The organism is Acinetobacter portensis (assembly GCF_009372215.1).
Taxonomy (GTDB): domain Bacteria; phylum Pseudomonadota; class Gammaproteobacteria; order Pseudomonadales; family Moraxellaceae; genus Acinetobacter; species Acinetobacter portensis.
The window spans coordinates 1-13,210 of sequence record NZ_LWRV01000047.1 but is presented as its reverse complement, the minus strand read 5'-3'; the positions used below and the strand labels follow the sequence as shown (position 1 = coordinate 13,210).

Below are 13,210 nucleotides of genomic sequence, written 5' to 3'. Positions count from 1 at the left end.
TTGTGTAAGTAATCATCACAGTTTGGTTTTTGAAAATTTTGGTATTAACTAAGTACAGATTTTAAATCTTTGTATAAATAATAAGAATGCTATTGAGAGTTAGCTTAATAAGCTGAAAACAAAATTATTATAATGAATACTTTGAAAAAACCATCTGCTATAATCTTTCGCAACTTTATTCTGCTTTTGCTGTGCACTCATTATTGCATGCATAGCGCATTTATTTCCAAGGTAGCCCATGGCGCAAGCTAAAAAATCTGTTGATATAAAAAACATTCGTAACTTTTCGATTATTGCGCATATCGATCACGGAAAGTCGACGCTAGCCGATCGCTTTATTCAAACCTGTGGTGGTTTGCAAGACCGTGAAATGCAAGCTCAAGTTTTAGATTCTATGGAATTAGAACGTGAGCGTGGTATTACGATTAAAGCCGCATCGGTAACTTTGTATTACACACATCCGAATGGTGAAGAATATCAACTTAACTTCATTGACACACCTGGACACGTAGACTTTTCATATGAAGTATCTCGTTCACTTGCTGCCTGTGAAGGTGCATTGCTTGTGGTCGATGCTGCTCAAGGTGTAGAAGCTCAATCTGTTGCAAACTGCTATACCGCAATTGAACAAGGTCTAGAAGTTCTTCCTGTACTCAATAAAATTGATTTACCTCAAGCAGAACCTGAGCGTGTCATTCAAGAAATTGAAGATATTATTGGTATTGAAGCAACTGAAGCACCAACATGCTCTGCTAAAACTGGTTTAGGTATTGAAGGTGTTTTAGAAACACTTGTAAATATTATCCCAGCACCTGTGGGTGATCGTGATGCACCTTTACAGGCATTAATTATTGACTCTTGGTTCGACAACTACTTAGGTGTTGTATCTTTAGTTCGTATTAAGCATGGTCGTGTGCGTAAAGGCGACAAGATGTTGATGAAATCGACAGGTCAAACGCACATTATCACTTCTGTTGGTATTTTTAATCCTAAACATACCGATACAGGTGTATTAGAAGCTGGCGAAGTTGGTTTTGTTATTGCTGGTATTAAAGATATTTTTGGTGCGCCAGTGGGTGATACCATTACTTTGGCAAATACGCCAGAAGTTGAAATTTTACCTGGTTTTAAAAAGGTTAAACCGCAGGTTTATGCAGGTTTATTCCCAATTGATGCAAGTGATTTTGAGCCGTTCCGTGAAGCACTTCATAAGCTTCAAATTAATGACTCAGCATTATTCTTTGAACCAGAAAGCTCAGATGCATTAGGCTTTGGTTTCCGTTGTGGCTTCTTAGGTATGCTACACATGGAAATCGTACAAGAACGTTTAGAGCGCGAATACGATTTAGATCTTATTTCATCTGCTCCGACTGTAATTTATGAAGCAGTGATGAAAAATGGCGAAACCATTTATATCGATAGCCCTTCAAAAATGCCTGATGGTTCAACAGTTGAAGATTTACGTGAACCCATTGCAGAATGTAATATTCTCGTTCCTCAAGAATACTTGGGTAATGTAATGACATTGTGTGTTGAGCGTCGTGGTATCCAAAAAGATATGAAGTTTGTTAGTAATCAAGTTGCGATTACTTTTGAAATTCCTATGGCTGAAGTTGTCATGGATTTCTTTGATAAATTGAAATCTTGTTCGCGTGGTTTTGCATCACTCGATTACAATTTTGTACGATTTGAAAGTTCATCTTTGGTTAAAGTTGACGTGCTAATTAATGGCGATAAAGTGGATGCTTTAGCCATGATTTGTCACCGCCAAGATGCTCGTCATCGTGGTATTGCACTTGTGGAAAAAATGAAAGATTTGATTCCACGTCAAATGTTTGATGTTGCCATTCAAGCCGCAATTGGCGCACAAATTATTGCGCGTTCAACTGTTAAGGCAATGCGTAAAAACGTATTGGCTAAATGTTATGGTGGTGACGTTTCACGTAAGAAGAAACTTCTATCTAAACAGAAAGAAGGTAAGAAACGCATGAAGCAAGTGGGTAGTGTTGAAATCCCACAAGAAGCGTTCCTTGCTGTATTAAAAGTAGAAAGATAAAACAACAGAGGTCATTTAGCTCATGGATTTTGATTTTAATTTAATCCTCGTACCGGCAACACTTATATTCTTTTTTGTGTGGCTATTAGATAAGTTTGTCATTAAACAAAGACAAACTAAAGGGCGTGGAAATGAACATTTCATTATCACATGGGCTTATGATTTTTGGCCAGTTTTAGCAGTCGTTTTAATTTTGCGTTCATTCTTATATGAACCATTTAATATTCCCTCAGATTCTATGGTGCCAACTTTAGAAACAGGTGATTTTATTTTGGTGAATAAGTTTGATTATGGCATTCGTTTACCGGTCATTAATAAGAAAATAATAGACGTTGGTGAGCCTGAACGTGGTGATGTCATCGTATTCCGCTACCCACCGCAACCAACCATTAGTTATATTAAACGTGTTGTTGGTTTACCAGGTGATCATATTGTTTATGATCATGGGCAATTGATTATTAATGGTAAAGAAGTTGCTAAAGTGCCTGTGCAATTTAGCCGCGAAAAAGATGTACAAGATACACCTACATCTATTTATCACAAAGAAACTTTAGGTAGTCATACATTTACAATGCGTGAGCTAGAAGGTGTAAATGTTGCACGCCAAGCACCATTCATAAACTATTTAGAAAACGGTAAATATTCAAATACAAATGGTTTATATTGGGAAGTGAAAGTACCAGAAGGTCATTACTTTGCGATGGGGGATAATCGCGATCAAAGTGCTGATAGTCGTTTCTGGGGCTTTGTGCCAGAAGAAAACTTAACGGGTCGAGCAATCTATAAATGGATGCATAAAGAGCCTGGATTTAAAATTCCATCATTTGGTCGTAACGGGGCAATTGATTAAAAAATAATGGGGAAGTAAGTATGCGTAAATCTCAGTTAGGGGCTTCGTATAGTTCAATCTTATTGGCAGTGATTTGCTTTGCTTTAATTGCAAAATTTGCAATAGCTGTTTGGGGACCTTATTTTGATGATAGAATGATTAATGGAGAAATTTCAGCTTTGTTGAAAAATAGCCCTGAAGATATTTCTCCTGAAAAATTCAATAATCAAATGAGTCAGCGTCTTTCGATGAACAATATTATCAATGTTAAATTTGAAGATATTGCAAAAGTTTCGAAAAATGGTGAACTTATTGTGAAAAAGGATTATGAGGTAAGAAAGCCTTTCTTACTCAATATAGATTTAGTGTTAAAGTTCGAGAAAAATTTTGATCAAAGCTCAGTCAAAGCTAAATGAAAGTCGTTTAGTGAGTCGTATCGGATATCAGTTTAAACAACCTGAATTGTTACAACTGGCATTGACCCACCGATCGGTGAGCCATAAATTAAACTATGAGCGTCTAGAGTATCTAGGCGATTCACTGTTAGGGATGATTATTGCTAATTATCTCTTTCATGCTTATCCGCATGAAAATGAAGGCCGTTTAACGCGTATGCGTGCAACCTTAGTGCGTCAAGAAGCGCTAGGGAAAATTGCCAATGACTTAAAATTAAGCCAACATTTAATTTTAAGTACAGGTGAATTAAAGTCTGGCGGGCATCACCGTGAATCTATTTTGGCAGATACTGTTGAAGCAATTATTGGTGCAATTTATGTCGATTGTAATGATCTGACCATATTGGAACCTATTGTTTTAAAATGGTATGTGCCTTATCTAGATCATATTGAACCCACAGATCAACTGAAAGATCCTAAGTCACGCTTACAAGAGTATTTACAAGCACGTAAAAAACCTCTCCCGGTTTACGAGGTTGTGGATATTCAAGGCGATGCCCCAAATCAACACTTTAAAGTGGAGTGTATTGTTGAGGGCTTGCCTGTGAAGTATGGAGAAGGATCTAGCCGTCGCTTTGCTGAACAAACAGTAGCAGCGGATATTTTAAAATTATTGGAGATCAAGTCTTAATGACTACTCATTCCGATCACATCGATGCTGATCACGAGTCGCAAGAAAGCGACAGTAACGACCTTATTAGTCAATTTTTTAGTGCGCAAGGAACAGACATTCCTGCGGATTATAAAAGTGGTTTTGTTGCGATTGTAGGTCGCCCAAACGTAGGTAAATCTACACTTATGAACCATTTATTGGGTCAAAAGTTATCGATTACTTCACGTAAACCACAAACCACACGCCACAAAATTGTGGGGATTGATACACGTGAGAAATCTCAGGCTGTATTTGTAGATACACCAGGGATGCACAAAAAAGAAGTACGTGCCATCAATAAAATGATGAACCGTGCGGCACATTCTGCATTACGTGATGTGAACCTTGTTCTATTTGTGGTTGATGCGCAAAAGTGGACTCCAAACGATGATTTAGTTTTGGAAAAGCTTCAAAATGCAGAAATGCCAGTCATTCTTGTTATTAATAAACTTGATACTTTTGAAAATAAGAATGAAGCATTACCTTTAATTCAAGAACGTGCAAAGTTGATGAACTTTGCTGAAATTGTTCCTGTTTCTGCATTACGTGGTGCAAATTTAGATCATTTGCGCGATACAATTGAAAAGTATTTACCATTCCAGCCACCGCTTTATTCAATGGATCAAATCACAGACCGTTCAGAGCGTTTCTTAGCATCTGAAACAATTCGTGAAAAAATCATGCGTCAATTGGGTGAAGAGCTTCCGTACGATTTAACCGTTCAAATTGAATCTTTTAAAACAGAAGAAGCAACGGTAAATGAAAAAACAGGTTGTCCGAAAGCAGCTTGCACATATATTGATGCCACAATTTTCGTAGATCGCCCAAGCCAAAAAGCCATTGTGATTGGTGAGCGTGGTGCGAAATTGAAAAAAATTGGTATGGATGCGCGTGTTGATATGGAGCGCATGTTCGAGCAGAAAATCATGCTTACGCTTTGGGTTAAAGTGAAAGGCGGATGGTCTGATGATGAACGTGCATTAAAAAGTTTGGGTTATAGCGATATCTAACTCAAGTTTATAAGCGATCTTTAGGGGAATTGTGATGATGAAAGTTCTAGCGATAGGAATATGTGTTTTATTCCTTCAAGGCTGTATTACTAAAATTGTTACAGTTCCCGTAAAAGTTGCATATAAAGCGACAAAGGGTGTTGTTAAAGGAACAGCATCTGTTGTTGGCGCAGTCATTCCAGGTGGGCATGATGATGCCGATTCAAATGAAGATGATGAAGATAATCAAAAAAAATAAATTAAGGATTAAAAACTGACCTCATGCGCAATGAAATTTTGCATGGTTATTTAATTCATCACAGAAAATATCGTGACCGTAGCCATATTGTGCATTTATTTACGCAAGAGCATGGTCGTGTTGATGGTATTTTAAGGCAAACGCCACCACCGCAATATCAGCCGATATGTTTACAAGCTTCAGGAAAATCTGAGCTTAAAAATTTTAGTAAATTGGAAATTGTGAATCAGCCTATTTTTTTTCATGGTGATGCATTTTTTTCAGGCTTTTATTTAAATGAAGTTCTATTAAGACTTTGTCCACCTGAAGTAGAAATGCCACAGACTTTCATTCAGTATTCAAAAACTTTAGAACAATTACAAAAATTATCTCAACAAGAAGATCAAAACCTATTTTTACGCCAAATTTTGCGTCAGTTTGAACATGAATTATTGGATGATTTAGGCTATGCAATCGATTTTTCAGTCGATTCAAATCAGCAATTAATATCGAATGAAATGAATTACCAATTTCAATTAAATGATGGATTTCTTGCTACTGCTCAAGCTTCTCGATCTGCAATATCGGGCGCTTTAATACAAACAATGATGCAGTATGAAAAAGGTGGGGAATTCAATCTACAACAGTTACAATTGCTCACTAAGCTATATCGACAAGTGATTACTTCACTTTTAGGGGATCGCCCTTTAAAAAGTAGGCAATTGTGGGTTCAAAACGCTCAAACTCATCGTAAGTAGGAAAGTATTATGGCTGCATTATTAGGTGTAAATATTGACCATGTTGCAACTTTGCGACAAGCACGTGGTACCTCTTATCCAGATCCTGTTAATGCTGCATTAATTTGTGAACAAGCGGGTGCGGAAGGTATTACCTTGCATTTGCGTGAAGATCGTCGTCATATTCAAGATGCCGATGTATATCGTATGCGTCCAGCCTTGAAAACACGTATGAATTTGGAAATGGCAGTAACCGATGAAATGGTTGAAATTGCGAAAAAAGTAAAACCACATCATATTTGTTTTGTGCCAGAAAAACGCCAAGAAGTAACAACGGAAGGTGGTTTAGATGTTGTTGGTCATTTTGAAGATGTTAAGAAAGCAACGCAAGAATTAACAGCAATTGGTTGTGATGTTTCATTATTCATTGATGCTGATTTTGCACAAATTGATGCAGCGGTTGCATGTGGTGCACCTACAATTGAATTGCATACAGGTGCTTATGCTGATGCTGAAACACCTGAAAAGCAACAAAACGAGCTTGAACGTATTATAAAAGGTGCTGAATATGCAGCATCAAAAGGTTTGGTGGTTAATGCGGGTCATGGTTTAAATCTTGAAAACGTGACACCTATTGCTAAAATTCCACAAATTTACGAATTAAATATTGGTCATTCACTTATTGCTGATGCTGTTTTTATTGGATTAGCAGATGCTGTGAAAGAAATGAAAGCAGTCATTAAGGCAGCGCGTTTATAAATTATGTCTACAATTAATTATGATGAACTCATGCAACCTGTTATTGGTTTCTTGGGTTGTAAAACTCCTCAGTCTTGGCTTGATGAAGCATTAAATAATCTAGAAATTTTAATGCAAGATCATGCTAATTGTGAAAAAAAAGCGGCAAGTACGGCAATGAACTTGATGTTTCGCTATAACTTTTATGTCGATTTACAAGTGAAATTGGCACAGCTTGTACGTGAAGAAATGTTGCATTATGAGCAAGTTCTTTCACTAATGAATAAGCGTGGACAAGCTTGGCAAAGTTTAAGTGCAGGGCGTTATGCAGGTGGTTTGCGTAAGGAAATTCGTACTTATGAACCTGAAGCATTAATTGATGTATTGGTGATTGGTGCATTTGTAGAAGCACGCTCGTGTGAGCGTTTTTATTCGCTTGCACCGCTTGTAGATGAAGAATTAGGGCGTTATTACCGTTACTTATTAAAGTCTGAATCTCGCCATTATGAAGATTATTTGGCGCTTGCTTTAGATGTTGCAACAACTGCGAAATTGAAAAATCCTGAAGAGGATATTCAACAGCGTATTGAGCATATACGTAAAGTTGAAGCGGAATTAATTTCAACACCAGATGAGCTTTTCCGTTTCCATAGTGGTGTACCTGTTAAAGCGGCTTAATTCGTTTTAATCATTGTAAGAATCCCTCTATATGAGGGATTTCTTATTTAAGTCTATAACTGGTTTTAATTTCTTGAACTACTTGTTGTAAATATTGATTGTTAATAGAGGATGTTTCCTCATTTGAAGTAATAAGGGGGAATTCTAAGCTTGATGGTAATTTAGTTATATTAGTTTAATGTTTTGACATGGAAATCAATACAGTCAGATATATACGATTCATCTAATTCGTCGTTAGATTGTATTTCATTGATCAATATTTCTAGTTTGGGTGAAAAATTCATGAATTAAATTGAGTTTTAAAGCTTATATATTTTAAATATTATAAGTATAAAAAAAGCCCACTTCATAATGAGTGGGCTTTTTAGTATTTGGCTCTCCAACCTGGGCTCGAACCAGGGACCTGCGGATTAACAGTCCGTCGCTCTACCGACTGAGCTATTGGAGAATCTGCATGCGATTATAAGGACATTTGAAAGAGGGTCAAGGAAAAACTGTCATCTTTCTTACATTTTTCATCTGTATGCTTTTTATTTGAACAAAATTGAAAAAAATGAAGAAATATCTCATGAAGTGCTTGCAAAGAAAAAAATCAGTTGGTAGTCTGATATTAACAACAGAGCGTTTGAGCGAAAGCTTAGACAGTGTGGATTTAAACCCAACTTGCCAGCACTAAAATGGCTAAATAGGAGACAGCGAATGAATACGCTCACTATCCCTCAAATTTTTGCAAACTTTTCTTTTTACAAAGAAAATTACCTTTCAATTATCAAAAATGCTGACCAATACTATGTGCCTGTGGAAGGTGCTGAAGTACAAGTTTGGCCTTTGGCTTCGCATCAACTTTTTTTAGGCGATTTATTGCAACTTTGGTTTGCAGATAAATGGACTGTAGATGTGAATAAAAGCGAACTAATCAACACAATTTTAAGAGATAAAACGCTGAATCAATCGGAGCAAGATTTATTTGTATATGAGCTCAATGGGAGTTCAGTTACAGAGCAAGATACTTCTAAAGCATGGTCACTTCGTGAAAATAAATCGGTTGATATTTCAGTCGGCACAATCTTTCAATTTTATTGTGTTTTCAAAGGTCTTTCACGACCTATTCAAAATTTACAGCAAACAACTCAATTAAAATCTGCTATTTAATATAAATGAATAAAGAGCGCAAATTGAATGCATTTCGCGCTCTAAAATGATTTGGTTATTGAATATTATGGGCGAATAATCATGCAAGTTGCGGTTGCATGCGCATAAAGTTTACCATCTTTATCTACAATTTTTCCTTCAGCAATACCCAAACTTCTGCTGATATTAATGATGTCACCATAAGCAGTCAGTTCTTGGTTGATTGGAATCGGGCGACACATTTTTACATTTAAGTCGATGGTGCCATAACCAATACCTGCTTCAAGCATTGAAAATACGGCACAACCTGTAACAGAATCTAGAACAGTTGCGGCAAAACCGCCATGAACGCCACCCAATGGATTGATATGTCGTTCATCTGCTTTAGCTGTAAATATTACATGACCTTTTGTGACCTGTCCTGCTGTCATTGGAATAGTTAAACTCATTGATGGTGGCGGAATAACACCATCACACATCGCCTGCATAATTTGTAAACCTGACATTTCCTTAATATTCATTTCTATTTCCTTGGTTTTTTATTCTAAGTTCCAAAAGAAACTTGTTTATTAGAATAGGAAAATAAGAAGCTCAAGGTCAATCAGTTAATGTGAGCGTTACAGTCTAGACATATAGGTCTTATCAAATGTATCGAATTTATTTAATATTTTAAGTGAAATTTCTTCACCTGTTGCTGATGTCGCAGATGTGTGTTGGCAATTTACATTAATGATATCAATGTTTAAGCAGAAGGTTCTTTGGCTTTCAATGACAATAAATTGAGGAGAGTGTTTTTTCAAACATTTGGCAATATATCTTTTTAAGTCTTCAGTTTGATAGACATCAATAATTTGGTAACGCATGGGAGAGGCTTTACGATCAATTAGATATCTATTTTAGAGTGTGAATAATCAACTATCTATAGTTCTAAAGTATCAATATGTACAAAGCTTATATTTAATCGTTATAACTTGGTTTTAATTTTCAAATCTTATTTCAGAGATTCTTAGAATCATTGCTTTATATATTGGGTATTTCAGTACTTCACTCCTAAGTTGAGCTAATAATTTAAAATCGCATATAGACTTCTTTCGTAAAAATTTCTCCCTTGCGGAGCGAACTTCTCATTTTTTATAAGAGAGGGAGTATTCGTTGTGAGTTTATTAATTACTCAAAAAATATTTTATGAAAGAAGTCTGAATGAGTGTTAAGGAATTTTGTTCGCATCTAGGTGGCGAGCACCTTCTAGTATCATGCGAATCATAATCATTGTTTGTTCGGCTGTTTCTTTGCGCTGTTCCACTGGAATTTCAATGACTTTTGCACCCATATTAAATACTAATTGTGTGATGGCTTTAGACACAATGTCGGGGTGTGCGAGTTTACTGCCATTGGTTTGTTCTAAGCGAATTAGGTCTTCTTGTAGTTCTTGCTGAAAGTAATTAAGTTGATGTTCAACAGCTAACTTATAAGAATGTGAGCCTGTATAGCCTTCACGTAATAAAAGGCTTAAATTGCCTTCATCTGCATTGAGCTGTTCAATAAAGACTTCAACAGAAGTACGAATAATACTGCTTTGCTTTGAAGCTTTTAAACGGGCTTGATGTAAAATTTTACGTAACACACCACCAGAGCGCTCAATCAGTTCAATAGCTAATTCATCAATATCTTTAAAATGGCGATAAAAACTATTTGGAGCGATACCTGCTTCACGTGCAACTTCACGCAAACTTAATGATGCAATGCTTTTTTGTGGACCAATTAAATTGAGTGCTGCTTGAAAAAGTTCTTCTTTTGTAATTGTTGCTTTACGACCAACCGTACGCGCAGGAACAGTTTCCTGTATGTTTTTAGCTTCCTGTAAAGTAGTGATATTGCTTATTTTCATTGATGGTTCAGTCATAGGTACAGTTGTAAATTAGCTTTAAATCATTATAACCATTACGTCTACACTTTGAAATGATTGGATACAATACAACTGTATATACAAATATATATACATGTGTATAATAATTAAAAGTTCAAAGGCGTGGTGTATAAACTATGCATACAATCGAAAAAACGAAATCTCCTTTATCTGCATTGGTGGATGTGGTGATTGATCCATATTCAGCAAATTTCTGGCTTCAAAAATTGAACCCACTTTGGTCTGTAAATCAGGCTTTGGGTTCTATTGTTAAAAAAGAAATTATTGCGAATGATACTGTTGCATTGACGATTGAATTCAATCGTAAATTCAGTGTGGGTGAAGCAGGACAGCATCATCCAGTATTTGTCGTTGTAAATGGAATTCGTTACGAACGTACGTATAGTTTGACTCAAGTAAATGCTAAAAAAGTGTTGCTTGTTGCTAAAAAAGTTGAAAATGGTGTTGCAAGTTCTTGGTTGTTAGAGCAATCGAAAGTAGGTGATATTTTAGAATTTGGTCGTCCTTATGGCGATATGCAACTTCCAGAAAATACGCAACCTTTAATTCTACTTGCTGCGGGTAGTGGTATTACGCCAATGCATAGCTTAATTCAAGCTTTGGTTGTATCAAACAAAATTAATGAAATGCCTGTAACGCTTATGTATTGGGTGAAAACTCAAGCAGATGCAGCATTTAAAGCAGAGTTTGAACAATTAGCTACACAATATGAAAATTTCAAAGTTGAATTTTTCTATACGCAAGATGCAGAACATCCCGCTTCACGTTTAAATGAATTTCATGTAAAAGCACTTCAAAATATTGAGCAAAGTACAGTATATGCATGTGGCCCATCAGGGTTTACAGCAAATGTTGAAGCTTTATTTGCTGCTGCTCATTGCATTAAAACAGAAGCATTTAGTATGAGCCCTGTTTTACATGATGAAATTGGTTTTGTGAATGTGACTTTAACTCAGTCAAATAAAGTGGTTGCGATTCCGAAAGGTCAGCCGATTTTATTGGGTTTAGAGCAACAAAATATTAAACCAAAGCACGGTTGCCGTATGGGTATTTGCAATAAGTGTGCATGCAACAAAGCTGAAGGTTCAACTAAAAATTTAGTGAATGGTTCACAAAACAATGAACCTGGTAACTTACTTAAAATTTGTGTTAACTCAGCACAAACCGATTTAGTCATAGATTTATAAGAGGTTTATTAATATGAATATGCCAGTAAAACTTGAATATTTTAAAAACCCAAAAAATCGTGAACTCACTCAAATTGAGCAAGATGAGTTAGCACGTGAATTAGACGCAATTCGCCAAGAAGTTTTAGATGACTTAGGTGAAAAAGATGCAAAATATATTAATCGTGTGTATTCCACTGTTAAGTATTCAGAAATTATTGGTCGTGCATTGTTATTTGCAGGATGGTTTCCACCAGCTTGGATATTAGGAACAGGCTTACTTGGTTTTTCTAAAATCATGGAAAACATGGAGTTAGGTCATAATGTCATTCATGGTCAATATGATTGGATGAATGATCCTAAACTCAATGGTACAAAATACGAATGGGATATTGTGGGTACAGCAGACGATTGGCGTCAAACACATAATTATAAACATCATACCTATACCAATATTAAAGGTATGGATGATGATATCGGTTATGGCGTATTACGTTTATTCCCAGAACAACGTTGGAAAAAAGGTTACTTATTGCAACCTTTGTATAGCATTCCATTCTGCTTACTTTTCCAATGGGGCGTCGCAATTCAAAACCTTGAAATTGGTAAATACCTAAAAGGGCGTATGACCAAAGAAGAGTTTAAATCACGATTTGCACCAATGAAAAAGAAAATCACCAAACAATTGGTGAAAGACTATGTGTTTTTCCCTGTAATTGCAGGTCCAGCTGCTTTACCTGTATTGGCTGGTAACTGTGTTGCTAATGGTATTCGTAACATTTGGACATTCAGTATTATTTTCTGCGGTCACTTCACTAAAGATGTTGAAGTGTTTTCAAAAGAAGTTTTACAAAATGAAAGTCGTGGTCATTGGTATATGCGTCAAATTCGTGGTTCTTCCAACTTAACAGGTTCAGAAGCGTTCCATATTTTGACAGGTCATTTAAGCCATCAAATCGAACATCATTTATACCCTGATATTCCTGCGCGTCGTTACCGTAAAATGGCACCTAAAGTTCAAGCAGTCTGTGAAAAGTATGGTTTAAATTATAATAATGCAAGTTTAGTAAAGCAGTACGGTAGTGTAATTAAACGTATTGTGAAATATGCATTTCCATTCAAAAAATAATCAAATGACAGATTTAAAAGCCACCTTTAATAGGTGGTTTTTTTATGCATGATCATAAAATTTGATAAAGGATTTCCATCTGTATATGAGGAATTTATATGTGAAAAATATAGTAATTACACCGTGGGTGATTAAATAATTTTTTACTAAAAGAGTAATTTTGTATAAATTATTTAGACTTTTTTTATATTGAAAGCTCATTTAATATACATATGTTAGTTAATTTAAATAATGATTTAGCTTGTTCTTGATCTGTTTTTTATAGAAATGATAAATAGTTTGCAAATATTTAATAAAATGCAATAAGAATAAACTTAATGGAAAAGTGTGTTAATAATGTCAATATATTTTTGCCTAAATTATAGGCATAGTTAAGTGAATCTGGATAATTGTTATGAAAAAAATAAGTTTAGCGTATTGGGGGCTTGCGATTGCCGCGACTTTAGCAACAGCTAATACATCTGCAGGGCTTTGTTGCACAAACC

15 protein-coding genes and 1 tRNA gene are annotated in these 13,210 nt (G+C 35.7%); 12 read left to right on the top strand and 4 right to left on the bottom strand.

The window, feature by feature from the left end; all coding sequences use genetic code 11:
* Positions 1–238: 238 nt before the first annotated feature.
* Genes lepA through A6M14_RS04670 form a run of 9 tightly spaced genes read left to right on the top strand, consistent with a single transcriptional unit; the run spans position 239 to position 7,372 of the window.
* On the top strand, positions 239–2,056 hold the full coding sequence (gene lepA / locus A6M14_RS04710; RefSeq protein ID WP_152873861.1) for a translation elongation factor 4: 1,818 nt from the start codon (positions 239–241) through the stop codon (positions 2,054–2,056).
* Between the two features lie 22 nt (positions 2,057–2,078).
* Positions 2,079–2,906, top strand: a complete 828-nt coding sequence (lepB, locus tag A6M14_RS04705; RefSeq protein WP_152873860.1) for a signal peptidase I — start codon at positions 2,079–2,081, stop codon at positions 2,904–2,906.
* Between the two features lie 20 nt (positions 2,907–2,926).
* Positions 2,927–3,301: a DUF4845 domain-containing protein gene (locus A6M14_RS04700; RefSeq protein ID WP_152873859.1), complete on the top strand. Its 375-nt coding sequence runs from the start codon at positions 2,927–2,929 to the stop codon at positions 3,299–3,301.
* Complete coding sequence (gene rnc / locus A6M14_RS04695; RefSeq protein ID WP_152873858.1) at positions 3,273–3,971, top strand: ribonuclease III; 699 nt, start codon at positions 3,273–3,275, stop codon at positions 3,969–3,971. Before A6M14_RS04700 ends, rnc begins: the two co-directional genes overlap by 29 nt.
* Positions 3,971–5,002 (top strand): GTPase Era, encoded by a 1,032-nt coding sequence (gene era / locus A6M14_RS04690; protein WP_152873857.1) that lies wholly within the window; start codon positions 3,971–3,973, stop codon positions 5,000–5,002. The genes rnc and era overlap by 1 nt, the downstream gene beginning before the upstream one ends.
* A 34-nt stretch (positions 5,003–5,036) precedes the next feature.
* Positions 5,037–5,240, top strand: coding sequence for an NF038104 family lipoprotein (locus A6M14_RS04685; RefSeq protein ID WP_152873856.1), 204 nt, complete (start codon positions 5,037–5,039; stop codon positions 5,238–5,240).
* Positions 5,241–5,263: 23 nt separating this feature from the next.
* On the top strand, positions 5,264–5,977 hold the full coding sequence (gene recO / locus A6M14_RS04680; protein WP_152873855.1) for a DNA repair protein RecO: 714 nt from the start codon (positions 5,264–5,266) through the stop codon (positions 5,975–5,977).
* Between the two features lie 9 nt (positions 5,978–5,986).
* On the top strand, positions 5,987–6,715 hold the full coding sequence (gene pdxJ, locus A6M14_RS04675; protein WP_152873854.1) for a pyridoxine 5'-phosphate synthase: 729 nt from the start codon (positions 5,987–5,989) through the stop codon (positions 6,713–6,715).
* A gap of 3 nt (positions 6,716–6,718) precedes the next feature.
* Entirely contained in the window at positions 6,719–7,372 is a 654-nt protein-coding gene (locus A6M14_RS04670; protein WP_152873853.1) for a MiaE family protein, read from the top strand.
* A gap of 372 nt (positions 7,373–7,744) precedes the next feature.
* Here A6M14_RS04670 and A6M14_RS04665 read toward each other — a convergent pair.
* Positions 7,745–7,820: transfer RNA gene (locus A6M14_RS04665), tRNA-Asn, on the bottom strand.
* 251 nt (positions 7,821–8,071) lie between these two features.
* Here A6M14_RS04665 and A6M14_RS04660 point away from each other — a divergent pair.
* The gene (locus tag A6M14_RS04660) at positions 8,072–8,524 is read left to right on the top strand and encodes a hypothetical protein (protein ID WP_152873852.1); all 453 of its coding nucleotides are present in this window, start codon (positions 8,072–8,074) and stop codon (positions 8,522–8,524) included.
* A gap of 65 nt (positions 8,525–8,589) precedes the next feature.
* Here A6M14_RS04660 and A6M14_RS04655 read toward each other — a convergent pair whose 3' ends face one another.
* The 3 genes from A6M14_RS04655 to fabR form a co-directional block, all read right to left on the bottom strand.
* Positions 8,590–9,024, bottom strand: coding sequence for a PaaI family thioesterase (locus A6M14_RS04655; RefSeq protein WP_152873851.1), 435 nt, complete (start codon positions 9,022–9,024; stop codon positions 8,590–8,592).
* A 96-nt stretch (positions 9,025–9,120) separates the two neighbouring features.
* A complete protein-coding gene (locus tag A6M14_RS04650) occupies positions 9,121–9,366 on the bottom strand; it encodes a hypothetical protein (protein WP_152873850.1) in 246 nt (81 codons plus the stop codon).
* A 344-nt stretch (positions 9,367–9,710) separates the two neighbouring features.
* On the bottom strand, positions 9,711–10,391 hold the full coding sequence (gene fabR / locus A6M14_RS04645) for an HTH-type transcriptional repressor FabR (RefSeq protein ID WP_171500239.1): 681 nt from the start codon (positions 10,389–10,391) through the stop codon (positions 9,711–9,713).
* A 155-nt stretch (positions 10,392–10,546) separates the two neighbouring features.
* Here fabR and A6M14_RS04640 point away from each other — a divergent pair, with 155 nt between their 5' ends.
* Complete coding sequence (locus A6M14_RS04640; RefSeq protein WP_152873848.1) at positions 10,547–11,617, top strand: flavin reductase family protein; 1,071 nt, start codon at positions 10,547–10,549, stop codon at positions 11,615–11,617.
* A gap of 13 nt (positions 11,618–11,630) precedes the next feature.
* Complete coding sequence (locus A6M14_RS04635; protein ID WP_152873847.1) at positions 11,631–12,725, top strand: fatty acid desaturase family protein; 1,095 nt, start codon at positions 11,631–11,633, stop codon at positions 12,723–12,725.
* Positions 12,726–13,210 lie beyond the last annotated feature (485 nt).

Coding starts and splice junctions, on each gene's coding strand:
- lepA (WP_152873861.1), top strand. CDS start 239: ATGGCGCAAGCTAAAAAATCTGTTGATATAAAAAACATTCGTAACTTT.
- lepB (WP_152873860.1), top strand. CDS start 2,079: ATGGATTTTGATTTTAATTTAATCCTCGTACCGGCAACACTTATATTC.
- A6M14_RS04700 (WP_152873859.1), top strand. CDS start 2,927: ATGCGTAAATCTCAGTTAGGGGCTTCGTATAGTTCAATCTTATTGGCA.
- era (WP_152873857.1), top strand. CDS start 3,971: ATGACTACTCATTCCGATCACATCGATGCTGATCACGAGTCGCAAGAA.
- A6M14_RS04685 (WP_152873856.1), top strand. CDS start 5,037: ATGATGAAAGTTCTAGCGATAGGAATATGTGTTTTATTCCTTCAAGGC.
- recO (WP_152873855.1), top strand. CDS start 5,264: ATGCGCAATGAAATTTTGCATGGTTATTTAATTCATCACAGAAAATAT.
- pdxJ (WP_152873854.1), top strand. CDS start 5,987: ATGGCTGCATTATTAGGTGTAAATATTGACCATGTTGCAACTTTGCGA.
- A6M14_RS04670 (WP_152873853.1), top strand. CDS start 6,719: ATGTCTACAATTAATTATGATGAACTCATGCAACCTGTTATTGGTTTC.
- A6M14_RS04660 (WP_152873852.1), top strand. CDS start 8,072: ATGAATACGCTCACTATCCCTCAAATTTTTGCAAACTTTTCTTTTTAC.
- A6M14_RS04655 (WP_152873851.1), bottom strand. CDS start 9,024: ATGAATATTAAGGAAATGTCAGGTTTACAAATTATGCAGGCGATGTGT.
- A6M14_RS04650 (WP_152873850.1), bottom strand. CDS start 9,366: ATGCGTTACCAAATTATTGATGTCTATCAAACTGAAGACTTAAAAAGA.
- fabR (WP_171500239.1), bottom strand. CDS start 10,391: ATGAAAATAAGCAATATCACTACTTTACAGGAAGCTAAAAACATACAG.
- A6M14_RS04640 (WP_152873848.1), top strand. CDS start 10,547: ATGCATACAATCGAAAAAACGAAATCTCCTTTATCTGCATTGGTGGAT.
- A6M14_RS04635 (WP_152873847.1), top strand. CDS start 11,631: ATGAATATGCCAGTAAAACTTGAATATTTTAAAAACCCAAAAAATCGT.